We start from the raw sequence: 25,787 nt of genomic DNA, 5'->3' as shown, positions 1-25,787 counted from the left end.
CAGGCAAAGTCAGTGTAATTGTGTGCGTGCCCGGGCCACTGATTGCGCGCCGGGTTTCAGTAAGGGGGGACCGTCTAGCCATGTGTGGTCCCCCTATGAAGCTTGAGTGAAGTCTTCCGACGCCAGTCGCGCATGGCGACCGCGCTGCCCACGACCACCCCCACCGCCAGCAAGCCACCAGTGAAGATGTAAACCCCGTAGCGGACTCGCCGTTCCTGTGGAGTCTCGCCCAGGATGAGGGGGGCGGGCACGATGCTGTCGGCGTTTACGTCTGCTGCCTGTTCCGTGTCCGGCTTGGGCGGGGTCGGTTCGTCGTTGTTGCTCATGGCGGCGACTGGGTCGACGACGCCCCAGCCGATGTTGATGTCGCGGTCCGGGCGGACGCGGTCAGCGGTTTCCTGCAGGTGCCAGATCACCTGCTGATACGACCACTTGGGGTGCTTGGCCCGGACCAGGGCGGCGACGCCCGTGACATACGGTGCGGCGAAGCTGGTGCCGTTGTCCACGCAGTGGCCGTCCACGGGGACCGTTGAGACCATGTCCACGCCTGGTGCGGCGATGCCGACGAACTTGCCGGACTGGGAAAATGGTGCGCGTTCGTTGTTACGGTCGGAGGCGGCTACGCCCAGAACGCCGTCGAAGGAAGCCGGATAGGAGTACTTCTCCTTGCCGCTGGCTCCGTCGTTGCCCGCTGAGGCGACCACCAGGATGTCCTTGCTCTGCGCGCGCTTGACGGCCGCTTCCAGGCTGGAGTTCGGCGGTAGCTTGGCTGTGGTTCCCTGGGAGATGTTGATGATGTGGACATCGCGAGAGATCGCGTAGTCGATCGCGTCGACCATCGTCTTTACTTTGCCGCTGTTCTCGTTGTCGTTCTGCCGGATCGGAATGATCGTCGCTTCCGGGGCGATCCCCACAAAACCGGTGCCCTTGGCTGGACGCGCGGCGATGATGCCAGCGACCTTGGTGCCGTGGCCGACACCGTCAGTGGTGCCGTCACCCTTCCCGATGACGTCCTCGCCCTTGGCGACCGCCTTCTTCAACTGCGGGTTCTTCTTGTCCACACCGCTGTCGATGACGGCGACCTTGATGCCCTTGCCCCTGGTGTCTTCCCACATCTGGTCGAACAGCAGGCGCTGCAGGGACCACGGTGTGCCCGGGATCGGGTCGGAGGGGAAGTTGCACTGGCCGTTGTTCAGCGGGATGCCCTCGTCGCCGTCGTCCGCGACGGCCGGCGGGGCGGTGGCGCAGGACAGGGCGAAGGCGCACAGTGCCGACGCCACGGCGCGGGCGGTGCTGCGCCAGCGTCGTATGGGGCGGTGTCCTGCGTCGCGGTATCCCACGGGTGTTTCCGCTCTCCTTCGTACGTTTACTGATGCGAGGGCGGGCGCACTGTCTCAGCGCGCCCGCCCTCTCGCTCACTGTGCGAGCCGTGAGGCTGCCAGCTGTGAGTCCTCAGCTCCAGATGCCAGCGTTCTTCTTCTCGGTGGCCTCGTAGTTCTGGGCCGCCGTGTCGAGGGCCTTGGCGATGGCCTGCAGGGTGGCGTGCAGGGAAGCGGCGCGCTTGTCCCACTCCAGCTGCTTTTGCCGGTAGCCCTCCTGGGCTTCACCTTCCCAGCTCTGAGCGATCTTCTTGACGCCGCTCTCGAGGTCGTCGAGCTGAGTCTTGATGTTGCCCGCCGTCGAACGGACATCGGTGGCGGCCTGCTGGATCGTCTGGAAATTGACGAGGATCTGGCCGGACATGGTGTCTCCTCGGGGAGTTGGTGAGATCGGATTGGTCAGCGGGCGAGCTGCGTCGTTAGGTGCGACGCCGCGAGGTCACCCGAAGGGGGAGGCCTCGGCGCCCGCCCTCGTCACGATCTGCTGCTGCTCCTCTTCGGAGGCCGCGTAGTTCTTCGTGGTCGCGTCGATGGCTTCCTTGATCTCACCCAGCACCTGGTTGAGCTTGGTCGCGTCCGTGTTGACCTGGGTCTGCATGTTGTTGAAGGAGGTCGCCGCAGCGCCCTTCCAGCCGCCCGTGATGGTGTCCACCAGCTGCTGCAGTCGCCGGATCTCGCCCTGGATCGAGCCGCTGACCGAGGAGATCTTGCCACTGAACTGGACCATCTCCTCCTCGGTTGTCGTGAATTTCCCAGCCATATGTCAACGTCCCCCATGAGACTCGCACGTCGCCCGTACGGTGCTGAGGAAGCCCCACGTACGGTCGGCACCCCCTGTTGGTGCCTGCTATCACTCTAACCATCTGGTGTGACATCCCCCAACGGGGGGAAGTTGATTGTGACGGGTTCACTACAACCACCAACTAGTGGGACAGGCAAGCGAATTCCCGGTCAGGAGCCCTGCGGTTGCTTGGCGGCCTCGGTGTTCAGTGATGGGCCCGCCGACAGCAGCCGTGACCACTCCCGGGGCACCAGCGGCGGGGAGCTGAGCTCGCCGTAGCCCAGGCGGATCTGCGCCTGGTTCTGGTCCTTCTCCGCGTTGCCCGACTTGTCCGCGCTGTCGTTGTTCACCTGTACCGAGTAGCGCAGGCCAGTGTCCGTTACCAGGAAGAGCGAGCCGTCCTTCGCCTTCCCTGTGACCTCCTTATAGAGGAGGCCGCTGCCGGGCGTCACATAGGTGCTGCCGCTGCCGTCGACGATGGACACCGGGTACTTCGGGCCTGACCACATCGACATATCGCGGACGTTGGTGTCCAGGCCACCGATGGCCTTGTTGCCGCCGTAGTAGACGCTGCAGACGACCTTGTTGCCGTCCGACTCCTCGAAGGTGTTGACCCGCTGGGTTTCGTCCTTTGGCCAGGGCACGTCCTTGCCCCGGATCTGCCCCATGTACTCCGGCTGGTTGGGGGTGATGGCCGCCCGGGAGAGGCGGACGGGCTCCGGGTCCTCCCCCTTGTACGCGAGGCGGCCGACGTGGCCCTGGCGCAGCAGCTTGGCGACGAATTCCGAGACCGGTGCCACACCGTCCTTGAGGACGACGAAGTACTCGCCGTTCGCTTCCAGCACCTTGCCGACGGTGCGGTGTTCCGCTGGTGCGCCTGTCGTGGAGGACTCAGTACCCGCGCCGTCCACGGGCGGGAAGAAGACCGGGAGGGGGCTCTTGATGAGCGTGTTCATCCACTCCGCCGTCACCTGCTGGGGCTGTGTGGACTCGCCGAAGAGGATCGCGCGGAGCAGGTGGTCGAGTTGTTCCTTCTCCTCCGGAGCCACCGGCTTGCCCAGCTTCTGGTCCGCCCAGGTGGCGTCGAGGGGGTGGGCCACGCCGCGGTGGTCCACCAGGTACTCCACGCCCTCCGGGTCCTGGACGTAGACCGAGCTGCGTTTGTTGAGCTTGCCCTTGCCCGCGCTGGTTACCTTCTTGCGCTGCGCGTCGCCGTCGCTGAAGACGAAGAGGGCCTTCTGTGTCTTCGCGCCCTTACCGCCGCCCGGCTGCTCGCACAGTGCCCAGGTCTTCTTCGTTCCCGCGTCCTTGGGGCTGGGCAGCCGGTCCGGGGCGTACGGTATGCCGATGGTCGGGCCCTGTGGGGGCGCGCCGGCGCCGTCCAGGATCGACTCTTTCACCTTGATGACCTCGAACTTGGACGGGTCGAGGAGAAGGCGGGCGGAGGCCAGGTTGAGGACGGGGTGGAGCAGCTTCTTCTGGTTGCCGCTCTTGTCTTTCTCCTTGCTGTGCAGCACCACATAGCGGGTTGTGGACTTATCGCCGACGATGACCTTCTCGCCCGGGTTGGCCCAGCCCTGCGGCGCGGCGGGTTTGAGGAGTCCGCAGCCGCCGAAGCCGGCGACTATCAGGATGCCGACCACGACCGTCGGCACGATCGTACGCACTGGCCGTGGCGCGCTCTCCGGCGAGCCGTTCGGCAGCGGCTTCAGGAACGCGGCCACTGTTCGCTTGCGTGCGAAAGTGTAGGCGTTCAGCTCGTCCCGCCGTGATGCCATGTTGCTTTGACTCCCCGTGTGCCGGATCCATCAGTGACCGTCCCCCGGCTGGCGCGCCGGCGCGCCCTCTACTATGCCGTGTGATGATCGACCCGTACGGTACGGGTGCCGAGTTGACGGCACCATTCCAATCGGCGGTCGCTACGCGAGGCGCCAACCAGTAGAGGAGCAGGCCGGGGGATGTCCAGCGCCACCAGGTCCCGAAGTCGCAGTCGGCAGCAGCCGGCCCGTCGAGGCGACGGCCACAGGGCAGCAGCCGCACCAGCGCAGCAGGACTCGCGTCGGTCGTCCGGGCCGGTGACGCCCCGGCTGCGGGCGCAGTCGGGGAACGTCGGCGGGGTGCGGGTGCAGCAGCTTGTGCTGCTGGAGATCGCCGTGGCGCTGGTGCTGGTGGGGCTGGCGGTCCACCCGCTGGCCGCCGTCGGCACCACCGTTGTCGGCGCCGTGCTCCTCATCGCCGCGCTGGGCCGTCGGCGGCGGATTCCGCTGCCGGACTGGTTCGCCACCGTACGAGCCATGAAGCGGCGTAAGGCCGTTGCTGCTCCGGTGCCGCCCGGTATTGAGTCCGCTTTTGTGCCGGTCGTGGAGTGCGACCCGAGCCTGCGTACGTATGAGTACATGGACCGGGACCAGCGGGCGATCGGCTTCGTGGGGGACGGCACTTTCCTTACTGCGTTGGTGCTGGTCGAGGCGCAGGACGAGCCGTTGCGTCCGGCGCGCGGCAGCCGTCCGGTGCCGCTGCATCTGCTGCATTCGGCGCTGGATATCGAGGATATTCACCTGGAATCAGCGCAGTTCGTGCAGTACACCCAGCCGGCTCCGGCCCCGCATCTGCCCGAACGGGCCGTCGCCGCGCTCTCCTACGCACCGCTGCAGGCCCAGGCGCAGACGCCCGCCGTGCAGCTGACCTGGATCGCGCTGAAGCTTGACCCCGAGCTGTGCCCCGAGGCCGTTGAGGCGCGCGGTGGCGGGATCGGCGGTGCCCAGCGGTCGCTGCTGCGGGCCGCCGACCAGTTGGTCAGCCGGCTCAGTGGCTATGGGCTGGACGCGCATGTGCTGGAGGAGCGGGAGATCGTGGCCGCGCTGGGTATCGCGGCCTGCGCCAGCCCGCGGGCCAATGTGGCGGCCGGGCGGGACGGCCAGGCGCGGCGGCGTACGGAGGAGACGTCGCGGGCATGGCGGTGCGATGACCGGTGGCACACCTCGTACTGGATACGCAGCTGGCCGCAGCTCGGGCCCGGCGGCGCGCCGCTGGCGGGCATCGCCCAGCTGCTGTCGGGCACCCGGGCGATGGCCAGCACCTTCAGCCTGACCGCGACCCACGGCACCCACCGCGCGCACGGGCTGACCGGGCACGTACGGTTGTCGTCCCGCAGCGAGAACGAACTGGCGGCCGCGCGGCAGGAGCTGGAGCACCGCGCCCGTTCCGTGAAGGCGGGGCTCGTACGGCTGGACCGTGAGCAGCTGCCCGGCGTCCTGGCCACGCTCCCCCTCGGAGGTACCCGCTGATGTCCGCGCCCGTCTACCCCCAGCGCGCCGGCTGGACCGGCCAGGACAACTGGAGCAGCAACCGGCCCGGGCGACCTACGCATCTGCCCACGCCGGAGCCGGAAGCACCGCAGGCGGTACCCCCCAAGGAGCGCTCCCACCCCGGCTTCGGGCTGCGCGGCCCCCGGGGAAACCGGCATCTGCTGCCTACGGAGTCGCTTGGCGATCTGACATTGCCGGTGGGTGACGACGGCATCGTGATAGGTGTCGATCCGCAGAATCAGCCCGCCGTGCTCAGCCTGCTGCGCCCGAAGCCCCTTGATGTGCTGCTGGTTGGCAGTGTGTGGATGGCTCAGCTGCTCGCGCTGCGCGCGGTGGCGGTCGGCGCCCGGGTCGCGGTCGAGACCGCGCGGCCGCCCGCGTGGACGCAGATGGCGCAGGCCGCGGGTGGCGGGCAGCAGTGTGTGTCGGTTCACGAGGTGAGGCAGATCGCACCGCAGGGGCCCTCGGTGTCCAGCCCGGTTCTTGTCGTACGGGACTGCGGCGCGCAGCCGCCGCGCAGCCAGCTCGCGCCCAGCCCCTGGCAGGGGGTGACCACACTGCTGCCGTTCCTGGGGCCGAAGGCGCCACGGCTGTTGGCCCGTGCCGAGCTGGTGGGCCTGCAGCGGCTCTCGCCGCAGGAGACGGATATCGTGGCGCGTATTATGCGGCTGCCGCGCCAGGTGGCGGCGGCGCTGCCGACCCTCAGCGACAATGCGATGCTGTGGTGCACCCGTAACCACCAGCAGTTCGTGCTGACGGAGCCGACAGACGCCGAAACCGGGCTGCTGGGCGCGCCTCGGCGCATCGACTGACGTGTTGACGCGTTGACTGAGTGAGCGCAAGGGACTTCACTGAGAAGTTCGGCCGGAGTGCGGTAGGGGTGGCGGGACCTCGGCTGCTGTTTGGTGGCGGGAATGATTAGGCTGTCCTCCGAGCGGCAGGACTACACGAGGCAAGCCACCTTGGGGGAGGACCGACGGTGACGCACGAGGCCGTGTACCGCCGCACCCGCGATGACCGCATGATCCGCCTGTTTCCGGTCCAGCCGTTCAGGTGCGTTTCAGTCCAGGAGGCACAGTGAACCGCGATCGGGATGAATTCCGCCCAGAGGAGGAGGAGAGCGAGCTCGAGCTCACGGGCGAGTTCCAACTCGACTTCACCGCGCCCGCCTGGTACACGCAGGACAGCGGCGGCCCGGGGGGTGGGGGCGGTGCGGGTGGCTCCGCGTCTGCTGCTCCGCCGCCGCCGACCGGCAATCCGGTAGCGCCGCCCGGACCGCCGCCCGCGCCGCAGACGGCGACTCCCGCTGCGGGGACGGCTCCGGCTGCGCCCAACGAGCCCGCGCCGAACGCCGCTGCCCCGACGCCGCCGACACCGCCTGCGCCGCAGGCTCCTCAAACGTCTGCTTCGGCCGGTGGACCGCCGCCGCCCGCCTTCCCGATGCTCCGGCCGGCTGAGGCGGAGGAGACACCAGCCGCAGGCCAGCCGGACGCCGCTGCCCAGCGGGTTGAGCGGGACGAGTCCGTCGGATCCGGCGATGCCGACAGCGCCCAGACACCCGAGTCGCCTCGGGTGCGCAGCGGATCCGGAGTTGACCCCTCAGCCGCGCTCTGGGGCGATGACGACCCCGAACCGGAGCCGGAGCCGACGGCCGAGGACCGTGGCACGGCGGACGGCTCCCCTGCGGCGGACACCGGCGGCCCCAACACCCAGCAGTCCGAAGGCGCCTCACCCACGCCGCAGGGCACACAGGAGCCCTCGGCCGCGACCCCGCCGAGCGGGGAGGCGCCGTGGGCCTCCGAAGGGCAGCCGTCCACTCCCCCGCAGGGACTCCCGCCCCTGCCCCCGAACTACCAGCCGGCGGACCCGGCCCAGCAGCAGCCACAACAGCAGCCGTACGTGCCGCAGCAGGCCCAACCTCAGCAGCAGCCGCCGTACGTCCCGCAGCAGTCCCCGCAACAGCAGCAGGGCGGTTACGGCTACCCCCAGCCCGGCCAACCGCAGCCGCCGGGACCGCTGCCCCCACAGGCCACCCCGCAGCAGGACGCCGCGCCTACGGCACCCCACGCCGCGAATCCCGCAAACCCTGCGAATCCACCTGCGCCACAGACCGGTTACGGCTACCCCCAGCCCGGCCAGCAGCCGCCGCCACAGCAGCCGCAGCAGGGTTACGGATACCCGCAGCCGGACGCCCAGCCGCAGCAGGGCGGTTACGGCTACCCGCAGCCCGGCCAACAGCAGCCGCCGGGGCCGCTGCCTCCACAGGCTGCCCAGCAGCAGGGGGCCGCGCCGACAGCGCCCCAAGCCCCGAATCCTCCGAACAACCCCACACAGCAGCCCGGTTACGGATACCCGCACCCCGGCCAGCAGCAGCCGCAGCGCTCCGCGCCCGGTGCACCGCTGGGTTACGGCGCCTCGGTCGACCTGAGCTCCGACCGCCTGCTGCGCAACCAGCCCAAGAAGAAGAAGCCGGGCAGCAACATCAACCAGCCGTCCCGGTTCAAGCTCGGCGGCCGGAAGGAAGAAGAGGAGCGGCAGCGCAAGCTGGAGCTGATCCGCACCCCGGTGCTGTCCTGCTACCGGATCGCGGTCATCAGCCTCAAGGGCGGCGTCGGCAAGACCACTACCACCACCGCCCTCGGTGCGACGCTCGCGTCGGAACGCCAGGACAAGATCCTCGCGATCGACGCCAACCCGGACGCCGGTACGCTCGGCCGCCGCGTCCGCCGCGAGACCGGCGCGACCATCCGGGACTTGGTGCAGGCGCTGCCGCACCTGAACAGCTATATGGATATCCGCCGGTACACCTCACAGGCCCCTTCCGGCCTGGAGATCATCGCCAACGATGTGGACCCGGCCGTCTCCACGACCTTCAACGATGAGGACTACCGGCAGGCCATCGATGTGCTCGGCCGCCAGTATCCGGTCATTCTGACTGACTCGGGCACCGGTCTGCTCTACAGCGCCATGCGTGGAGTTCTCGACCTCGCACGCCAGCTCATCATCATCTCGACCCCGTCTGTGGATGGTGCGAGCAGCGCCAGCACCACGCTCGACTGGCTGCAGGCGCATGGCTACGCCGATCTGGTGCAGCGCAGCATCACCGTGATCTCCGGGGTCCGGGAGACCGGGAAGATGATCAAGACGTCGGACATCGTGGCTCACTTTGAGACACGGTGCCGTGGCGTGGTCGTCGTCCCGTTCGACGAGCATCTGTCGGCGGGCGCTGAGGTGGACCTCGACATGATGCGGCCGAAGACGCGTGAGGCGTACTTCAATCTCGCCGCCCTGGTCGCCGAGGACTTCAGCTATGCCCAGCAGGCCGAGGGGCTGTGGGCCGCGGACGGGCACGCCCAGCAGCCGCCGCAGGTGGCACCCCCGCTGCCGGGTCAGCAGCAGATGTACGGCCAACCTGGCCAGCCGGGACAGCCCGGCCAGCCCGGTTACCCGGGAGCCCCCGGGTATCCGCAGCAGCCCGGTCCCGGACAGCCGTACGGGTATGGGCAGCCGCCGCAGGTCGACCCGCGGACCGGCCAGCCGCTGCCGCCGCAGCAGCAGCACCCACAGCAGCCCCAGCACCCGCAGCAGGGAGCACCGTGGCAGACGGGTGAGGCCGAGGGGCCGGGCGCACCTGGTCAGCCGCCGGGGGCTCAGGCCCCGCAGGGGGCGGTGCCGCCGGGGTGGACTCAGCAGGCGCAGCCACAGCCGGAGCGGGAGCAGGGGCAGCAGCACCAGTACGGTTATCCGCCGCAGCAGTGAGGGGATCGTCCGGTGCCCGGGGTGGGGCTCCCCTGACCCCGCCCCTTCCCGAAACCCGGGGCTCTGCCCCGGGCACCCTCCGCCTCCGCTGGGCGGTGCCCACACGCCCTGTGGAACGACTGCCCACAGCATGGTGGGTCGGGCCCCGGGCTTTCCCCCAACCCCACCCCTTCCCGAAACCCGGGGCTTCGCCCCGGGGCCCCGCGCCGGTGCGGGCCGGTGGGCGGGTGTTGTGCCCACCCACAGCCCCTCGCGGGGCTGCGAGTGCCCACAACGCGTTAGAGCAGCTCGCGGCAGCGGGTTACGTCGTGGGCGATGTGGGTTAGTAGGGCTTCGATTGTGGCGAACTTTTGCTGGGGGCGGAGGTAGGTCAGGAAGTCGACGGCTACGTGGAGGCCGTAGAGGTCGAGGTCCTCGCGGTCGATCGCGTAGGCCTCGACGGTTCGGTCAACGCCGTTGAACTGCGGGTTTGTTCCGACCGAGATGGCGGCGGGCATTCTCTCGCCCTCGACGATCAGCCAGCCCGCGTAGACCCCGTCGGCGGGGATGGCGGTGTGCGGGAGCGTTTCGATGTTGGCCGTGGGGTAGCCCAGATCCCGGCCACGCTGGGCGCCGCGGACGACGATCCCCTCGACGCGGTGCGGGCGGCCCAGCACCTCCGCGGCGCCGGTGACATCGCCTTCGGCGATGAGGCGGCGGGCGAGGGTGGAGGAGAACGGTTCGCCGTTGCCTGCCTCGCCGCGCTCATAGAGGTCGACCACCAAGACGTCGTAGTCGTACGTCTGGCCAAGTTCGGCGAGGAAGCCGACATCGCCCGCGGCCTTGTGGCCGAAGCGGAAGTTGGGGCCCTCAACGACCGTACGGGCGTGCAACTTGTCGACCAGTACCTTGACCACGAAATCGGCGGGCGAGAGCTTGGAGAAGTCGAGTGTGAAGGGGATGACCAGGACCGCGTCCACGCCGAGCTCGGCCATCAGTTCCGCGCGGCGGTGGTGTGGCGCGAGCATCGGGGGGTGACTGCCGGGGCGCACGACCTCGCTCGGGTGCGGGTCGAAGGTGACGACAACGGCCGGTACGCCGAGCTCACGGGCGCGTTCCACCGCCTTGCCGATGATCAACTGGTGTCCGCGATGGACGCCGTCATACGAGCCGATGGTGACGACGCTGCGCCCCCAGTCTTCTGGGATGTCCGCCAAGCCACGCCAGCGCTGCACAGTGCCCGCTCCTCGCCGAATACGGATGGTTTTGCAGGTCTAAGGGTGCCATGCGGGGGGAGCGGGCTGCTGCCCGGCCGTGCGTAGTGCGGTTTGCGGCTGTGGGCGGGGCACCGTGGCACCTCGTACGGCGGCCAGGACGGCCGGGTCCCGTTCGGTGGTGAGGAGCAGGTCCAGCAGTTCGGCGGCCAGTGGGCGGGTGGGCGCTTCGGTGGCCAGGACGTGGCCGAGGGCCGCGCGCAGCCTGGGGGCGGGGTGGGTGAGCAGGTCGGCCAGCAGGGGGTGGAGGGTCGCGCGGGCGGCGGGGCCGTCCTGGAGTCGCCGGGCGGCGAAGGCGGCCACCGGGGCGGCGGCCGCGTCGGGTCGTAGCTGGGCGTACTCACGGACCAGCCGGGCCGCCTGCCTGGCCAGCGCGGGGGTGCGTACCCGGGCGAGGGTGCGCAGGATCAGGGGGGCGGCGGATGATTCGGGGCCCGCTGGGGCGCGCAACCGGGCTTGGAAGGCGGCGAATACGGGGCCGGGGTGCGTGGTCAGCGCGGTGCCGAGGGCGCGGATCAGCTCGGGGCTCGTATGGCTGGTATGGCTTGCATGGCTTGTGTCGGTGCTGGCGAAGTGGGCCAGGGCGGCGGGGAGTTGGCGGGTGCGGCTGACCGGGTCGGAGACCAGGAGGGCCAGGGCTGTCGAGTGGAGGGTGCTGTCGTCTTCGGGGTGGCGCAGGAGGGCCAGGGCGGCGTGGCGCAGCTGTTCGCGGTCGGCCTCTACGCAGGGCGCGAGGCGCAGCGCGTAGGTGGCGGCGGCGGTCCGGCGTTCGGCACGGTTGTCGTGCGCCCAGCGGTGGACAGCGCGGCAGAGGGCGGCGGGCTCGTCGTGCTGGAGCTCGGCGAGGAGTTCGTCGGCACGCGGATGTGCCGCGTCGAGGAGGGCTTCGGCGAGGTCGTCCAGGGCGTACCGGCGGTGGGTGTGCAGGAGGGCCTGGGCGGCAGTGGCGACGGTGGCACCGGGTGCGCGGAGCGGCCGGTTGTCGCCGAACCATCGGCAGATGAAGTGCTGGGCGGCCCGGGGGTCGGCGGCCAGCAGCTCGGCGGTGGCGTCCAGGAAGCGGTCGCCCTCGGAGGGCGGTGCGGGGTCGAGAGGCAGCAGTTGGCGCAGCAGCTCACAGCGGTGGCCGGTACTGAGCGGCAGCCGGGTCCAGAACCAGGGGCCGAAGCCGCGGGTCGCGCCGTCCCGCACCAGGCGGGCGGCGAGGATGCGCAGGACTGGCATATACGGTCCCGCGTCGGGCAGCCGGGGCAGCGTCTCGGCGAGCAGCCGGGCGGCCCACCAGGCGGCGTCACCCTCGCCGTAACCGTAACCGTCGCCGTCGCCGTCGCCGTTCGCGTCCAGTGCGGTGATGAGGGGGTGCAGCCGCTGTGCCAGAGCCACCGGGCCCGAGGTCCGGTCGAGCAGCAGCAGCGCTTCGGCCACCGGACCGATGCGGTGCCGGGGAACGGGGATACCCGCGGTGTCCCCGGGGGGCGTGTGGATGAGGGTGTCCAGGGCGCCGTCGATATCGAGGTGCGTGCCCTGGAGCCAGTCGCCGAACTCCTCGTCCGCGAAGCGGTACCCCTCCCCCGCCGGGACCAGGGCCCCCTCCGCCAGTACGGCCGATGCCCAGCCACCGTCCACGGGGAAGACCGTCTCGAAGACTGCCCGGTCCAGCCCGCCCTGGCCATGGCCCAGACAGGCCTGCGCCGCCTCATGCAGCCGTCCGGCGGCCCGTACTGCCAACCGTCGCAGCGCCGCGCTGTCGCGGGCCAGGGGGTTACGGCCCCTACCGGCCGCCCGCAGGGCGATACGCAGTGCCAGCAGGTCCAGCCAGGCGGCGAAGATCTCGTGCCGGTCGGCGTTCGTTTCTCCAGTTTCGGGCAGCTCCGTGCGCATCCGCAGCGTCAGGGGGTGGCCCTGCGGAAGGTCACCGAGCCGTACGCAGGCGGGCAGGGGCGGTCCCGTCGGGGACTGGGTCGGCTGGTGCAGCAGGGCATCCGGGAAGAGACGTCCGGCCTGCTCCCAGAACTCCGGGCGGCAGGCGACCGCCAGCCGTGCTCCCGAGGCGCGCAGCCAGCTTGCCGTACCGGTGGCCCAGCGGCGCAGCTCATGCGCGAGGTACGGGGGCATCTCCTCCGGGGCGTCCAGCAGTACGAGCAGGGGGCGCCCGGCGTCCCGGGCGAGCCGGGCGACCACATCGGGGTTGGCCTGCCAGGGATCGCCGACGGTCGGCTCACCGGCGGCGACGGTCCATCCCGCCTGGGCCAGCGCCCGGCCGACCGCGTCCCGCAGGCTGCCGTCCGCCGCCCGCAGCTCGGCGCCGCGCAGCCACACCGTGGGCTGTGCTGACCCGGCCAGGGCCCGTTCCCGGGCCCAGGCGGCCAGCTCGGTGGTGCGGCCGGTGCCGGGGGCGCCGACGAGACCGAGGACGCTGGCATCGCCGGCGGTGAAGGCGCGGAACTCTTCGGCGACTTCGGGGCGTGGCAGGCGGTCCGGCGGCTCCGGTGGCGCCGCCGAGCCGATCACGGTACGGGTGAGCTGGAGGGTGCCCGCGAGGTTGAGGTCAGGACCGAAGGCGGGCACGGTCGTCTCGTTGCGGGTGAGAAGGGCACAGAGCTCGTCCGTGCCGGACGCGGTGTCCCCGGCGGCGGTCCGGATCGGCACGGCGAAACCGGCGCCTCGGTGCGGGGCGTGCAGGGCGGTGCCCAGGACGGCGAGCACGGCGCCGGTGCCGGCGTCGAGGAGCGGTGTGCCCGAGGCCTGTGCGCTGAGCCGCAGCTGGACGGTGGCTGCCTCGGGCAGCGCGAGCTCCAGGGCGTTCTCGATGGGGTGGAAGCGGTCGGTGGAGGTGTAGGTGACCGATGAGGTGCCGATGAGCTCGGTGTCCAGCCAGCCGCCCACCCGCAGCCGGACCCTGGCCCTGGCCGACCGTTCGGTGCCGATCGCCAGGGGCGAGAGGCTGAGGCCTTCGGTGCGTACGAGTGCGAGATCCCGCTCGGGGAGCGGGGTGATCGCGTCGGCCTCGGCGAGATATGTGCGGTCGCCCGGTGCGTGCAGAACGACGCGGCTCAGTCCGTCCACCGCCTCGTGGGTGGTGACGAGGGTGCCGAGATCATCGGCAATGAAGCCGGTGCCTCTTGGCCGTCCGGCCAGATCGCAGATTCGCACCAGCACGGGGTCTGAATTCACTGCCATCGCCGTACCTCCCCCTGCCGCGCCCGTTTCGACCGTAAGCCGGAGATGATCAGCGGGAACAGGCCGACCAGCGAAAGCGCCCCCTGACGCGCCTGTCCTTCACTCCGAGCGCCTGCCCATTGGTGTGAATCAGCGACGGAAAGTGGATAAAGAGACAAAGAGGTAGGAGGGGGATCGTGGGGCGGGCACGGCACGGTTGCTGGCGGCGCCCGTCCCACGGTTACGCCTGGCGGCTGGCCCTGGCGGTGCGGGGTTCGCCCGTGCCGGGTGGGTTTTCCCCTAGCCCTCCCCTTCCCGAAACCGGGGCTTCGCCCCGGGGCCCGGTTCTTTGGGTGCGGGCCCGGTGGGTGATGTTGTGCCCACCAAGCGTCGCGAGCTCCGTTGCGGGGTTGGCCGGAGCGTCGTGGCTTGTCTAGGTGGGTGGTTGCGTAGCAGGACGGACCCACGCCCCTCGCGGGGCTGCGAGTGCCCACAACACTTATGTGAAGACGGCCAGGCTTTTGGCTTTGCCTTGGTGGGGGGTTACCAGGGCGATGAGGCGGTTCTCGGGGGCGAAGACGGCGATGGGGCCAGGGGGGAGTTCGGGGGTGTCCAGCTGTACGCCGTTGCTGAGGAGCTTTGCTTGCCGCTCGCCCACATCCCAGCGGGGGAAGGCCTTGGCCGCCGCCTCGCCGATCGGCATCAGTTCGAGGGACTGCTGCAGCTGCTCGAGCGTACGGGCCGAGCCGACGCCGTACGGGCCGACCCGGGTGCGGCGGAGCTCGGTCAGATGGCCGCCGACGCCCAGTTCCGCGCCCAGGTCGCGGGCGATGGCCCGGATGTACGTACCGGAGGAGCAGACGATGGAGACCAGCACGTCGAGCACGGGGGTGCCGTCCGCCGAGGTCTCCTCGCGGACATCGTGGACGAGGAAGGAGGAGATGGTCACCGGACGGGCGGCCAGCTCGAAGTCCTCGCCCTCGCGCACCCGCTTGTAGGACCGCTTGCCGTCGATCTTGATCGCGCTGACCTTGGACGGCACCTGCTGGATATCGCCTGTCTGCTTGGCGATCCCGGCGTCGATGGCCTCCCGGGTGATACCGGTGGCCGGAGCGGAGCCGGTGGGCTCGCCCTCGGCGTCATCGGTAACGGTGGTCTGCCCGAGCCGGATCGTCGCGACGTACTCCTTCTCCGTCAGCGCCAGATGCCCCAGCAGCCGGGTCGCCTTGCCCAGCCCGAGGACCAGCACTCCGGTAGCCATCGGGTCCAGCGTCCCCGCGTGCCCGACCCGGCGGGTGCGGGCGATGCCGCGCATCTTGGCGACGACATCGTGCGAGGTAAAGCCGGCGGGCTTGTCGACGATGACCAGCCCGTCCGGCCCGTTGTCGTTCTTACGTGCCACGGCTTAGGCGTCCTCGCCCTCTTCCTCGCCCGGCTTGCGGTACGGGTCCGGCTCCCCGGCGTAGTTGGCCCCGGATGACGCCTTGCGTACCTCGTCGTCCGAGGCCCTGGCCTTGGCCAGCAGGTCGTCAATGTTCCGGGCGGTCTCCGGCAGGGCGTCCGGGATGAAGGTCAGCGACGGCGTGAAGCGCACCCCGGTCTGCCGTCCGACCTCGGAGCGGAGCACGCCCTTGGCGCTCTCCAGCGCCGCGGCGGACGCGGCCCGCTCCTCTTCGTCTCCGTAGACCGTGTAGAAGACGGTCGCCTCCCGCAGGTCACCGGTGACCCGGGTGTCGGTGATCGTCACATAGCCGAGCCGCGGGTCCTTGATCCGCCGCTGAAGTGTCTCCGCGACGACAACCCTGATGCGGTCAGCCAGCTTGCGTGCCCGCGCGGTGTCGGTCATGTGCTCACTCTCTCTGTATCAGTCATCTTCTTCGGTGTGGAATCGCCGTCGCGCGGACAGCAGCTCCACTTCTGGGCGTCCGGCCACCAGCCGCTCGCAGCGGTCCAGTACCTCGGTCGCGTGCGCGGCGTTCCCCGATACGACCGCGAGCCCGATGACGGCCCGGCGGTACAGGTCCTGCTCGCCGACCTCCGCCACGCTCACCGCGCACTTGCGCTGGAGCTCGGCGATGATCGGGCGGACGACGGAGCGCTTCTGCTTCAGCGAGCGCACATCGCCGAGCAGCAGATCAAAGGACAGCGTCCCTACATACATACGGTGCGGGTCAAGCCGACCCGGGAGGCCTTGTCTGGTTTCTTGTGAACACAAGAACGGTACACGTATCGACCTGGCTTGATCGACGTAAATACCGACGTCAGTACCGACGTCGATACCGACCGGGGCCGGCCGGCGGAGCGGGTGCTCAGCCGGCCGGCCCCGGGCCGGATCGGTGCGATCGGCAGGATCAGCCGCGCGGCTTCTCCCGCATCTCGTAAGTGGCGATGACGTCGTCGACCTTGATGTCGTTGTAGCTGCCGAGGTTGATACCGCCCTCGAAGCCTTCGCGAATCTCGGTGACGTCGTCCTTGAACCGGCGCAGACCCTCGATGTTGAGGTTCTCCGCGACCACCTTGCCGTCCCGGATGAGACGGGCCTTGGTGTTCCGCTTGACCTCGCCGGAGCGGATGAGGACACCCGCGATGTTGCCGAGCTTGGAGGAGCGGAAGACCTCGCGGATCTCCGCCGTGCCGAGCTCGACCTCTTCGTATTCCGGCTTGAGCATGCCCTTGAGGGCCGCCTCGATCTCCTCGATCACCTGGTAGATGATCGAGTAGTAGCGGACGTCCACGCCCTCGCGCTCGGCCAGCTGCGTCGCGCGGCCTTCGGCGCGGACGTTGAAGCCGATGACGATGGCGTCGGAACCGGTCGCCAGGTCGATGTCGGTCTCGGTGACCGCACCCACACCACGGTGCAGGACGCGCAGGTCGACCTCTTCGCCGACGTCGAGCTGGAGCAGGGAGGACTCGAGGGCCTCCACCGAACCGGACGCGTCGCCCTTGATGATGAGGTTGAGCTGCTGGACCTGGCCTGCCTTGAGCACCTTGTCCAGGTCCTCCAGGGAGACCCGGCGGGTGCGCTTGGCGAATGCGGCGTTGCGCTCACGAGCGGCACGCTTCTCGGCGATCTGACGGGCCGTACGGTCCTCGTCGACCACCAGGAAGTTGTCGCCCGCGCCCGGGACATTGGTCAGACCCAGCACCAGGGCCGGGGTCGAGGGACCGGCCTGCTCGATGTTGTTGCCCTTGTCGTCGAGCATCGCGCGGACCCTGCCGTACGCGTCGCCGACCACCACCGTGTCACCGACCCGCAGGGTGCCGCGCTGGACCAGCACCGTGGCCACGGCGCCGCGGCCGCGGTCGAGGTGGGCCTCGATGGCGAGACCCTGAGCGGGCTGCTCCGGGTTGGCACGGAGGTCGAGAGCGGCGTCCGCGGTGAGGACGACGGCCTCCAGGAGGTTCTCGATGTGCAGACCCTGCTTGGCGGAGATGTCGACGAACATGGTCTCGCCGCCGTACTCCTCGGCGATCAGGCCGTACTCGGTCAGCTGACCGCGCACCTTGGTCGGGTCCGCGCCTTCGACGTCGATCTTGTTGACCGCGACCACGATCGGCACCTCGGCCGCCTTGGCGTGGTTCAGCGCCTCGATCGTCTGCGGCATCACACCGTCGTTGGCCGCCACCACGAGGATCGCGATGTCGGTCGACTTGGCACCACGGGCACGCATGGCGGTGAACGCCTCGTGACCAGGGGTGTCAATGAAGGTGATCTTGCGCTCTTCGCCGTTGACCTCGGTCGCGGCCTGGTAGGCACCGATGTGCTGGGTGATGCCGCCGGCCTCGTCGTCAATGACGTTGGTCTTGCGGATCGCGTCCAGCAGACGGGTCTTACCGTGGTCGACGTGACCCATGACGGTCACCACCGGCGGACGCGCCATGAGCGCTTCCTCGCCGCCCTCGTCCTCGCCGAACTCGATGTCGAAGGACTCGAGCAGCTCGCGGTCCTCCTCCTCCGGGCTGACGATCTGGACGACGTAGTTCATCTCCTCGCCGAGGAGGTTCAGCGTCTCATCGGAGACCGACTGGGTCGCGGTGACCATCTCGCCCAGGTTGAACATGACCTGGACCAGCGACGCCGGGTTGGCGTTGATCTTCTCCGCGAAGTCGGTGAGGGACGCACCGCGCGACAGCCGGACGGTCTCGCCCTTGCCGCGAGGCAGCATCACACCGCCGATGGACGGGGCCTGCATGGCCTCGTACTCCTGACGGCGCTGCCGCTTCGACTTACGGCCACGACGCGCCGGACCACCGGGGCGGCCGAACGCGCCCTGCGTACCGCCACGGCCACCGGGACCGCCCGGACGACCGGCGAAGCCGGGACGACCGCCGAAGCCGCCACCGGGGCCACCGCCACCGGGACGACCGGCGAAGCCGCCGCCACCGCCGCCGCCACCAGGACGACCACGGCCGGCGAAGCCGCCGCCACCGCCGCCGCCACCGGGACGACCGGCGCCACCCGGACGGCCACCGCCGCCGGGACCGCCACGGCCGGGGCCCGGACGCGGACCGGCAGCCGGACGCTGCGGCATCATGCCCGGGTTCGGACGGTTACCGCCGCCGCCACCGCCGCCGGGGCGCGGACCGCCCTGACCGGCGCCGGCCTGCGGACGCGGCATGTTGCCCGGAGTGGCGCGACCGCCACCGGGGGCCTGGGGACGGGGACCGCTTTCGCCCCGGCCGCCGGGTCCACCCGGACCAGGCCGCTGGCCACCCGGGGCACCGGGGCCGCCCGGGCCACCAGGACGCGAAGCGCCGCCCGGACGGGGCGCCTGCGGGCGCGCCATACCGGTGGAGCCACCAGAGGTGAAGGGGTTGTTACCCGGACGCGGCCCTGTCGGACGAGCGCCACCCGGCTTGGGGGCACCCTGACCACGGCCACCGCGCTGGTCGCCGGCGCCCGGCTTCGGGCCGCCCGGCTTGGCACCGGGCCTGGCGCCGGGCTTCGGCGCGGCAGGGCCGGCCGGCGGCGCGGTGAACTCCGGCTTCGCCGGGCCCGGCTTGGCAGCGGGCTTGGCGGGCGGAGCCTTCGGACCGGGAGCGGGGCGCGGACCCGGGGTGGGAGCGCCGGACTTGGGAGTTTCGGGAGCCGGCTTGGGGGTCTCGGCAGCCGGCTTGGGGGCCGCCGCAGCGGGCTTGGGGGCTCCGGGCTTCGCGGCCTCGGGGCGGGGTCCGCCCGGCTTCGGGGCACCCGGCTTGGGGGCGGCGGCCTTACGCGGCGCCGCCGGCTTTGCTGCGGACTTCTTGGCACCACCGTTGGCGCCACCGCCCGCGTCAAACGCGTCAGTCAGCTTACGAACAACCGGCGCCTCGATCGTCGAGGACGCCGAACGGACGAATTCACCCAGTTCTTGGAGCTTGGCCATGACGACCTTGCTTTCCACTCCAAGCTCCTTGGCGAGCTCGTATACCCGGACCTTAGCCACTTCGCTCCTTTACGGTCCGGGGTTGGTCTCCGCCGGACCTTCGCTACTTATGCATGGGCGTACTCATCGCGTACTCATCGAGTGCTCATCGCAATCTCGACCTACTTCCGACTCGCGAGGTACCTCTCCGCACGGGGTTCCGTGCGGTCGTCTTACGTCTTACGGGGTTGCCTGCTCCACACACCGGCGGAGCTCTCCTGTGTCAAGCGATCCCCGGCCTCCCTTATTCCGGAAGGCCCTCGGAAACGCCCGACGGCGGACCGCCAGATCGAGACAGGCTGGACTGGGGTGCACGTACGCACCCCGGCCGGGCAGCGTACCGCGAAGATCGGGGACGCATTCGCCATCGATCAACACCACACGCAGCAGATCGGCCTTGGCCGACCGCTCCCGGCAGCCCACACAGGTGCGCTCAGGGCAGGCTCGGGCATGCGTCCGGCCAGACACTGGTTAAGTCTACCTCCCCGCGCCAGCCGAACCCCTTCGGGGGGTAAGGGCACGATTACGAATACGGACGGTGATTCCCGGGGCCGGGGGCCCCGGTTCCGGGAAGGGGGGTCTTTCCCCAACCCCGCCCCTTCCCGGAACCGGGGCTTCGCCCCGGGGCCCCGGGGGTGGCCCGGTGCGGGCCGGTGGCCGGTGTTGTGCCCACCCGTGCCGCCCCTCGGGCGGCCCGAGTGCCCACAACACTGTGGGGGTCTGGGGGCGGCAGCCCCCAGTTTCGGGAAGGGGCCGGGTTAGGGGGACCCCACCGAGGGGGGCATGACGCCGCGAAGGACGCGCGGAGCCTGGGTCTGGGGCGAACCCCGGGATCAGGTCTGCTCGGGGTCGGGCTCGGCGTTTGGTTCGTTGTCCGGGCGGATGTCGATCCGCCAGCCGGTCAGCCGTGCCGCGAGCCGGGCGTTCTGGCCCTCCTTGCCGATGGCCAGTGACAGCTGGTAGTCGGGGACAGTGACCCGCGCGGAGCGGGCCGCCAGGTCCACGATCTCGACCTTGCTCACCCGGGCCGGGGACAGGGCGTTCGCCACCAACTCGGCCGGGTCGTCCGACCAGTCCACGATGTCGATCTTCTCGCCGTGCAGCTCGGCCATGACGTTACGTACCCGGCCGCCCATCGGGCCGATGCAGGCCCCCTTGGCGTTCAGCCCGGGGCGGGTGGAGCGGACCGCGATCTTCGTGCGGTGCCCGGCCTCCCGGGCGATCGCCGCGATCTCGACCGAGCCGTCCGCGATTTCCGGGACCTCCAGCGCGAAGAGCTTTTTCACCAGATTGGGGTGGGTCCGGGACAGGGTGACGGAGGGGCCCCGTACTCCCTTTGCCACCCGTACGACGTACGTCCGCAGCCGGGTGCCGTGCGAGTAGTCCTCGCCCGGGACCTGCTCCTGCGGGGGCAGGATCGCCTCCAGCTTGCCGATGTCCACCAGCACGCTCTTGGGGTCCTTGCCCTGCTGCACCACACCGGTGACGACATCGCCCTCACGGCCCGCGTACTCGCCGAAGGTCATCTCCTCCTCGGCGTCCCGCAGCCGCTGCAGGATGACCTGCTTGGCGGTGCTCGCCGCGATCCGGCCGAAACCGGTGGGGGTGTCGTCGAACTCGCGGGGCTCCTGGCCCTCCTCAAGATCGGCGGCGTCCTCCTTGGCCCACACCGTGACATGACCGGTGTCCCGGTTCAGCTCGACCCGGGCGTGCTTCCTGCTTCCCTCGGTGCGGTGGTACGCGATGAGGAGTGCCGACTCGATCGCCCGGACCAGCAGATCGAAGGAGATCTCTTTCTCCCGGACCAGTCCCCGCAGGGCACTCATGTCGATGTCCACGGCTACGCCTCCTCTTCATTCTTGTTCTTGCGGCTGAATTCGATCTCGACCCGCGCCTTGGCGATCTCGGAGAATTCCACCCGCCGCTGAGTGGGCTTACGCCCCTTCACCCCCGGCACCTCAAGATCGAGGCCGTCTTCGTCCATAGCGGTGATACGGGCGGTCAGCTCGTCGCCCTGACGCAGCTGCGCCTTGACCAGCCGGCCGACGGCGCGGCGATAGTGCCGCGGCTCAGTCAGCGGACGGTCGGCGCCCGGCGAGGTCACTTCCAGCACATAGGGGGCGCCGCCCATGACGTCGCTCTCGTCCAGCACCTCGGAGACCGCCCGGCTCAACTCGGCACAGGCGTCCAGATGTACGCCCTCGTCGGAGTCCACGACCACCCGCAGCACGCGCCGCTTCCCGGCGGGAGTCACGGTGAGCTCTTCGAGATCCAGCTCCCGCTCGGTCACGAATGGTTCCAGCAGTCCGCGCAGCCTCTCGTTCTGGGTGGTGCTCATCCGGGTGACTCCTCGGCCGCGTGTGCTGTTGTCTGTTCTCGGGGCGTGTCGCACAAAGCCTAGCGCCTGCGGCGGGCTCCACTGACCGGGACCGCCGCACGAGTGCGCTCGCGGGCGCGTCGGGGGAGCGGAGCATGCACCTCCGCAACGCCCAGGTACCCTCACGAGGCGGTGATCACCTGTTTCGGCGCCGCTCCCACCTGCCGATCTTCCTCCAGTGGAGTGTCACGTGCCACTCAATCCGCGCAGACGGAGCCTGCTGGCCGCGGGTGCGGCAGGAGCCGCCGTACTGCTGACCGGGTGTTCGGGCGATGACAACGCCGAGAGTCAGAGACGGGCCGAACGGGCTTCGGAAGCGAATCGAGTGCGGCGGCAAGCCGCCCGGCAGAGTGCGGCGCTGCTCGGGCACTACGACGCGACGGCGAAAGCGCACCCCGCGCTCGCGGACCAGCTGGCGCCGCTGCGGGCGAGCGTGGCCAGGCATCTCACCGCATTCGGCGGGCGGTTGCCCAAGGACGAACCCACCACCGGGGCCCCTGAGGCAGCCCAGGACGCGCAGAGCGCACTGGCCGCGCTGGCCGACACGGAGCGGCGGGTGGCAGCGGCCCGTACGAAGGCACTCGACAGCGCACCGCCCGAGCTCGCCCGGCTGCTGGCCTCCGTGGCGGCCGCCGGTGCGGCGCACGCGTACCTGCTCACTAAGGATGCTTGATATGTCAGACCGGGACGCCGCCCTGGCCGCGGTGCAGGCCGCGCTGGCGGCGGAGCACGCGGCGGTTTACGGCTATGGGATCGTCGGCGGCCGGATCGGCACGGAACTGCGAAAGGAGGCACGGGAGGCGTACGACGCGCACCGTGCCCGACGGGATGCGCTGGCGCGCACGGTACGGGATCTGAACGGCGAGCCCGAGCCCGCGCAAGCCGCCTACGCGCTGCCCTTCACCGTCCCGGACGGCGACGCGGCGATCCGGCTGGCGGCAGAGCTGGAGGACCGGGTCGCGGGTGTGTACGCCGACCTCGTACGGGCCGGGGAAGGCGCCCGGCGGCGGGAGGCGGCGGACGCGCTGCGGGAAGCGGCGGTCCGGTCGGCGCGGTGGCGGGGCAGCGGCGTAGCCTTCCCTGGGCTCGCCGAACACGCCGAGACCCCACAGAAGCGATAGAAGGGCAATGCTCAGGAATGGCCTCCGCTCTGCATCTCGAACCACCGCAGCGGCTGGTACGCGCCCTCGGCGCGGACAACCCATGGCTCGCTGGGCTGCCGGCGCTGGCGGAACGGATGCTGGAGCGCTGGGAGCTGACAGCCGAGCGAGTGGCCACCCCGGGCGGGCGGGGCAGCATAGTGCTGCTGGTCCGCCAGCAGGACGGCACTCCGGCCGCACTGAAGCTGCGCGCTGCGGGGGCCGCCCAGGAGGCGGCGGCGCTGGAGCGCTGGGACGGTCTGGGAGCCGTACAGCTGCTGCGGGCCGATACGGAGGCGGGTGCGCTGCTGCTGGAGCGGCTGCACGGGGAGATGTCCCTGCGGTCGCTGCCGGAGGCGAAGGCGACGCTGGAAGCGGTCTCGGTGGTACGGCGGCTGTGGGTACCCCCTGGTCCCGGCCACCCCTTTGAGACGGTGGCCGAGCACACCGCCATGGAGGCCGAGACGGTACTCGCGGCGGCCCCCGCGGAGGTTGGGCCGCTGGTGGACGAAGCGCTGGGCATACGGGCCGAGTTGGTCGCCGACGCACCGGAGGGTGTGTTGCTGCACGGGGAGTTCCGGCAGGGGGCGGTGCTGGCCTCCGACGCCGCGCGGGCGCGGTGGCTGGCGGTGGGGCCGGAGCCGCTCGTCGGCGAACCGGCGTTCGATCTCGCGCGGCTCGCGCGAGACCGACTGCATGACCTGGTCGCCTCGCCCGGGGCGGCGGCCGCGACCCGCCGCCGGGTCGGGCGGCTGGCCGACTCGCTCGACGTCGACCGCGAGCGACTGCGGGGGTGGACGCTGTACCGGGCGGTTGAGTCCGGGGTCCGGCATCTGGTGGCTGGGGAGCGGGAGGACGGCGAGGCGTTGCTGGAGTTCGCCGGCTGGCTCTGAGCAGTCTGCTGCCCGGCCGTACGTCGCCGGCTGCCCCGCCGCGGGGGCTCTGCGTGCGGGAACCGTTCCCCACTGTGCCGATATGCGGCTCCGCCGCGTAGCGGGGCTTCGCCCGGCTACGGGGGTACCGGGGGTGGGCTTCCCCGTAATCCCGCCCCTTCCCCGGCTGTACCGATATGCGGCTCCGCCGCGTGGCGGGGCTCCGGCCCCGGCTGCGGGGTGGCGGGGGTGGGTTTCCCCAATGCCCGCCCCTTCCCGGAAACCGGGGCTTCGCCCCGGGCCCCGGGGTTGGCCTGGTGCGGGCCGGTGGCCGGGGGTTGTGCCCACCAAGCGTCGCAAGCTCCGTTGCGGGGTGGGCCGGAGCGTCGTGGCTAGTGTGGGTGGGTGGTTGCGTAGCAGGGCGGGCCCACGCCCCTCGCGGGGCTGCGAGTGCCCACAACACGGGGTGGGGGGTCTGGGGGCGGAGCCCCCAGATTCGGGAAGGGGTTGGGTCAGGGGAATCCCTCCGGCGGCAGTGGCGCTCGGCCAGCACCGGCGGACGGAGTCCGGAGCAGGGCCCTTCAGTCGGTGAAGCGGGCCAGGGCTTCGGCGACGGGCAGCTCTTCGCGTTCGCCGCTGCGGCGGTCCTTGAGCTCGACGACGCCCTGGGGCGCGCCACGGCCGACGATGAGGATCTGCGGAATGCCGATCAGCTCGGCGTCCGTGAACTTCACGCCGGGTGATACGCCGGGCCGGTCGTCCACCAGGACACGTACCCCGGCGGCGCCAAGCTTGTCGGCGAGGTCGAGCGCCAGCTCGGTCTGCATGGCCTTGCCGGCGGCGACGATATGCACATCGGCCGGGGCGATCCCGCGGGGCCAGCACAGGCCCTGCTGGTCAGCCGTCTGCTCGGCCAGCGCCGCGACCGCGCGGGAGACGCCGATGCCGTATGAACCCATGGTGACGCGGACGGGCTTGCCGTTCTGGCCGAGGACATCGAGCTGAAAGGTGTCCGCGTACTTCCGGCCCAGCTGGAAGATGTGGCCGATCTCGATGGCCCGGTCCAGCCGGAGGCCGGCGCCGCAGGACGGGCAGGGGTCGCCCGGCTCGACGACCACCACGTCGAGGTAGTCGTCCACCTCGAAGTCGCGGCCGCAGACGACGTTACGGGCGTGGGTGTCGGGCTTGTTCGCGCCGGTGACCCAGGAGGTGCCGGGGGCGACCCGGGGGTCAGCGAGGTAGCGGATGCCCAGGTTTTGCGGGCCTACATAGCCGCGGACCAGGTCGGGACGGTCCGTGAAGTCCTCAGCGGTGACGAGTTCGACCGTGGCGGGAGCAAGGTGCTCGGCAAGCTTGCCGAGGTCGACTTCCCGGTGGCCGGGGACGCCGACTGCCGTGATCTCGCCGTCAACCTTGACCAAGAGGTTCTTCAGGGTGGCGGATGCCGGAACACCGAGGTGCTCGGCAAGCGTCTCGATCGTGGGGGTGTCGGGGGTGTCCAGTTCCTCGATGGGCGGGTGCTCGGCGGCCGGGGCTGGCGTGAGCGCCGTGGTGACGGCCTCTGTGTTGGCCGCGAAGCCACACGCCGGGCAGTCGGCGAAGGTGTCCTCGCCCGCCTCGGCGGGGGCGAGGAACTCCTCGGAGGCCGAGCCGCCCATCGCGCCGGAGACAGCGGAGACGATGCGGTAGTCCAGGCCCAGCCGGGAGAAGATCCTGATGTAGGCCTCGCGGTGGAGGGCGTAGGACTCAGCCAGGGCCTCATCGGAAACGTCGAAGGAGTAGGAGTCCTTCATCTGGAACTCGCGGCCGCGCAGAATGCCCGAGCGCGGGCGGGCCTCGTCCCGGTACTTGGTCTGGATCTGGTAAAGGATCACCGGCAGGTCCTTGTAGGACGTGCACTGGTCCTTGACGACCTGGGTGAAGATCTCTTCATGGGTGGGGCCCAGGAGGTAGTCCGCACCCTTGCGGTCCTTGAGACGGAACAGCAGGTCGCCGTACTCCTCGTAGCGGCCCGAGGCGTCATAGGGCTCTCTGGGCAGGAGGGCGGGGAGGAGGACCTCCTGGGCGCCGATCGCGTCCATCTCCTCGCGGACGATCCGTGAGACGTTCTCCAGGACCTGCTTGCCCAGCGGCAGCCAGGTCCAGACGCCGGCCGCGGTGCGGCGGACATAGCCCGCGCGGACGAGCAGCTTATGGCTCAGGGTCTCGGCGTCGGCCGGGTCGTCGCGCAGCGTCTTCAGCATGGAGCGGGACAGACGCTGGACTCGGGCTGCCATGGGGTTCTCCTGGGTGCGGACCGTACACGGGGTTTCCAAGCAGACTAATCGGTCCACCGGGTGGTCTCCCCAATCCCGC

At 70.5% G+C, this 25,787-nt stretch carries 20 protein-coding genes; 6 read left to right on the top strand and 14 right to left on the bottom strand.

Annotated features, from left to right (window positions below):
- Nucleotides 1-74 precede the first annotated feature (74 nt).
- The 4 genes from mycP to test1122_RS20715 all read right to left on the bottom strand — a co-directional run bounded on the left by mycP (nucleotide 75) and on the right by test1122_RS20715 (nucleotide 3,938).
- Nucleotides 75-1,340, bottom strand: a complete 1,266-nt coding sequence (gene mycP, locus test1122_RS20730; RefSeq protein WP_232270665.1) for a type VII secretion-associated serine protease mycosin — start codon at nucleotides 1,338-1,340, stop codon at nucleotides 75-77.
- 112 nt (nucleotides 1,341-1,452) lie between these two features.
- Nucleotides 1,453-1,743 (bottom strand): WXG100 family type VII secretion target, encoded by a 291-nt coding sequence (locus tag test1122_RS20725; RefSeq protein WP_232270664.1) that lies wholly within the window; start codon nucleotides 1,741-1,743, stop codon nucleotides 1,453-1,455.
- Between the two features lie 75 nt (nucleotides 1,744-1,818).
- Nucleotides 1,819-2,139 carry a WXG100 family type VII secretion target gene (locus tag test1122_RS20720; RefSeq protein ID WP_232270663.1) on the bottom strand — a complete coding sequence of 107 codons (321 nt, stop codon included), beginning with the start codon at nucleotides 2,137-2,139 and terminating at the stop codon, nucleotides 1,819-1,821.
- Nucleotides 2,140-2,330: 191 nt separating this feature from the next.
- Entirely contained in the window at nucleotides 2,331-3,938 is a 1,608-nt protein-coding gene (locus tag test1122_RS20715; protein WP_232270662.1) for a type VII secretion protein EccB, read from the bottom strand.
- A 297-nt stretch (nucleotides 3,939-4,235) separates the two neighbouring features.
- Between test1122_RS20715 and eccE the strand changes: the two genes are divergently transcribed.
- From eccE to test1122_RS20700, 3 genes are all read left to right on the top strand, one after another.
- A complete protein-coding gene (gene eccE / locus test1122_RS20710) occupies nucleotides 4,236-5,447 on the top strand; it encodes a type VII secretion protein EccE (RefSeq protein ID WP_232270661.1) in 1,212 nt (403 codons plus the stop codon).
- Nucleotides 5,447-6,280, top strand: coding sequence for a hypothetical protein (locus tag test1122_RS20705; RefSeq protein WP_232270660.1), 834 nt, complete (start codon nucleotides 5,447-5,449; stop codon nucleotides 6,278-6,280). The genes eccE and test1122_RS20705 overlap by 1 nt, the downstream gene beginning before the upstream one ends.
- 265 nt (nucleotides 6,281-6,545) lie before the next feature.
- A complete protein-coding gene (locus tag test1122_RS20700) occupies nucleotides 6,546-9,227 on the top strand; it encodes an SCO5717 family growth-regulating ATPase (RefSeq protein ID WP_232270659.1) in 2,682 nt (893 codons plus the stop codon).
- A gap of 278 nt (nucleotides 9,228-9,505) precedes the next feature.
- On the opposite strand, the gene test1122_RS20695 is transcribed toward test1122_RS20700, so the two are convergent.
- The 9 genes from test1122_RS20695 to rimP all read right to left on the bottom strand — a co-directional run bounded on the left by test1122_RS20695 (nucleotide 9,506) and on the right by rimP (nucleotide 21,382).
- Nucleotides 9,506-10,441 (bottom strand): bifunctional riboflavin kinase/FAD synthetase, encoded by a 936-nt coding sequence (locus tag test1122_RS20695; protein ID WP_232270658.1) that lies wholly within the window; start codon nucleotides 10,439-10,441, stop codon nucleotides 9,506-9,508.
- A gap of 39 nt (nucleotides 10,442-10,480) precedes the next feature.
- Complete coding sequence (locus test1122_RS26610; RefSeq protein WP_277879863.1) at nucleotides 10,481-13,660, bottom strand: S1C family serine protease; 3,180 nt, start codon at nucleotides 13,658-13,660, stop codon at nucleotides 10,481-10,483.
- 478 nt (nucleotides 13,661-14,138) lie between these two features.
- On the bottom strand, nucleotides 14,139-15,041 hold the full coding sequence (gene truB / locus test1122_RS20685; RefSeq protein ID WP_232270657.1) for a tRNA pseudouridine(55) synthase TruB: 903 nt from the start codon (nucleotides 15,039-15,041) through the stop codon (nucleotides 14,139-14,141).
- 3 nt (nucleotides 15,042-15,044) lie between these two features.
- Nucleotides 15,045-15,485 carry a 30S ribosome-binding factor RbfA gene (gene rbfA / locus test1122_RS20680; RefSeq protein WP_232270656.1) on the bottom strand — a complete coding sequence of 147 codons (441 nt, stop codon included), beginning with the start codon at nucleotides 15,483-15,485 and terminating at the stop codon, nucleotides 15,045-15,047.
- An 18-nt stretch (nucleotides 15,486-15,503) separates the two neighbouring features.
- Nucleotides 15,504-15,800, bottom strand: a complete 297-nt coding sequence (locus tag test1122_RS20675; RefSeq protein WP_232270655.1) for a DUF503 domain-containing protein — start codon at nucleotides 15,798-15,800, stop codon at nucleotides 15,504-15,506.
- 190 nt (nucleotides 15,801-15,990) lie between these two features.
- Nucleotides 15,991-19,065 (bottom strand): translation initiation factor IF-2, encoded by a 3,075-nt coding sequence (gene infB / locus test1122_RS20670; protein WP_232270654.1) that lies wholly within the window; start codon nucleotides 19,063-19,065, stop codon nucleotides 15,991-15,993.
- Nucleotides 19,066-19,224: 159 nt separating this feature from the next.
- Complete coding sequence (locus test1122_RS20665) at nucleotides 19,225-19,512, bottom strand: YlxR family protein (RefSeq protein WP_232270653.1); 288 nt, start codon at nucleotides 19,510-19,512, stop codon at nucleotides 19,225-19,227.
- A 365-nt stretch (nucleotides 19,513-19,877) separates the two neighbouring features.
- Nucleotides 19,878-20,882, bottom strand: coding sequence for a transcription termination factor NusA (gene nusA, locus test1122_RS20660; RefSeq protein WP_232270652.1), 1,005 nt, complete (start codon nucleotides 20,880-20,882; stop codon nucleotides 19,878-19,880).
- Nucleotides 20,883-20,884: 2 nt separating this feature from the next.
- The gene (gene rimP, locus test1122_RS20655) at nucleotides 20,885-21,382 is read right to left on the bottom strand and encodes a ribosome maturation factor RimP (RefSeq protein ID WP_232270651.1); all 498 of its coding nucleotides are present in this window, start codon (nucleotides 21,380-21,382) and stop codon (nucleotides 20,885-20,887) included.
- A 229-nt stretch (nucleotides 21,383-21,611) separates the two neighbouring features.
- Here rimP and test1122_RS20650 point away from each other — a divergent pair, with 229 nt between their 5' ends.
- The 3 genes from test1122_RS20650 to test1122_RS20640 are packed head-to-tail and all read left to right on the top strand — an operon-like array spanning nucleotide 21,612 to nucleotide 23,453.
- On the top strand, nucleotides 21,612-22,094 hold the full coding sequence (locus test1122_RS20650; RefSeq protein ID WP_232270650.1) for a hypothetical protein: 483 nt from the start codon (nucleotides 21,612-21,614) through the stop codon (nucleotides 22,092-22,094).
- A 1-nt stretch (nucleotide 22,095) separates the two neighbouring features.
- Nucleotides 22,096-22,542 (top strand): ferritin-like domain-containing protein, encoded by a 447-nt coding sequence (locus test1122_RS20645; RefSeq protein ID WP_232270649.1) that lies wholly within the window; start codon nucleotides 22,096-22,098, stop codon nucleotides 22,540-22,542.
- A 17-nt stretch (nucleotides 22,543-22,559) separates the two neighbouring features.
- Complete coding sequence (locus test1122_RS20640; RefSeq protein WP_232270648.1) at nucleotides 22,560-23,453, top strand: aminoglycoside phosphotransferase family protein; 894 nt, start codon at nucleotides 22,560-22,562, stop codon at nucleotides 23,451-23,453.
- A gap of 560 nt (nucleotides 23,454-24,013) precedes the next feature.
- On the opposite strand, the gene test1122_RS20635 is transcribed toward test1122_RS20640, so the two are convergent.
- On the bottom strand, nucleotides 24,014-25,708 hold the full coding sequence (locus test1122_RS20635; protein WP_232270647.1) for a proline--tRNA ligase: 1,695 nt from the start codon (nucleotides 25,706-25,708) through the stop codon (nucleotides 24,014-24,016).
- Between the last annotated feature and the right edge of the window lie 79 nt (nucleotides 25,709-25,787).

It is taken from the genome of Streptomyces gobiensis (assembly GCF_021216675.1).
Taxonomy (GTDB): Bacteria; Actinomycetota; Actinomycetes; order Streptomycetales; family Streptomycetaceae; genus Streptomyces; species Streptomyces gobiensis.
The sequence above is the reverse complement of the archived record's forward strand: the minus strand, read 5'-3'. Positions and strand labels throughout refer to the sequence as shown.

Bases quoted from the DNA above. Each gene is read 5' to 3' on its own strand.
- test1122_RS20640 (WP_232270648.1), top strand. From the start codon at position 22,560: ATGGCCTCCGCTCTGCATCTCGAACCACCGCAGCGGCTGGTACGCGCC.
- rbfA (WP_232270656.1), bottom strand. From the start codon at position 15,485: ATGACCGACACCGCGCGGGCACGCAAGCTGGCTGACCGCATCAGGGTT.
- test1122_RS20635 (WP_232270647.1), bottom strand. From the start codon at position 25,708: ATGGCAGCCCGAGTCCAGCGTCTGTCCCGCTCCATGCTGAAGACGCTG.
- test1122_RS20715 (WP_232270662.1), bottom strand. From the start codon at position 3,938: ATGGCATCACGGCGGGACGAGCTGAACGCCTACACTTTCGCACGCAAG.
- rimP (WP_232270651.1), bottom strand. From the start codon at position 21,382: ATGAGCACCACCCAGAACGAGAGGCTGCGCGGACTGCTGGAACCATTC.
- test1122_RS20675 (WP_232270655.1), bottom strand. From the start codon at position 15,800: ATGTATGTAGGGACGCTGTCCTTTGATCTGCTGCTCGGCGATGTGCGC.
- test1122_RS20725 (WP_232270664.1), bottom strand. From the start codon at position 1,743: ATGTCCGGCCAGATCCTCGTCAATTTCCAGACGATCCAGCAGGCCGCC.
- test1122_RS26610 (WP_277879863.1), bottom strand. From the start codon at position 13,660: ATGGCAGTGAATTCAGACCCCGTGCTGGTGCGAATCTGCGATCTGGCC.
- test1122_RS20720 (WP_232270663.1), bottom strand. From the start codon at position 2,139: ATGGCTGGGAAATTCACGACAACCGAGGAGGAGATGGTCCAGTTCAGT.
- test1122_RS20645 (WP_232270649.1), top strand. From the start codon at position 22,096: ATGTCAGACCGGGACGCCGCCCTGGCCGCGGTGCAGGCCGCGCTGGCG.
- test1122_RS20705 (WP_232270660.1), top strand. From the start codon at position 5,447: ATGTCCGCGCCCGTCTACCCCCAGCGCGCCGGCTGGACCGGCCAGGAC.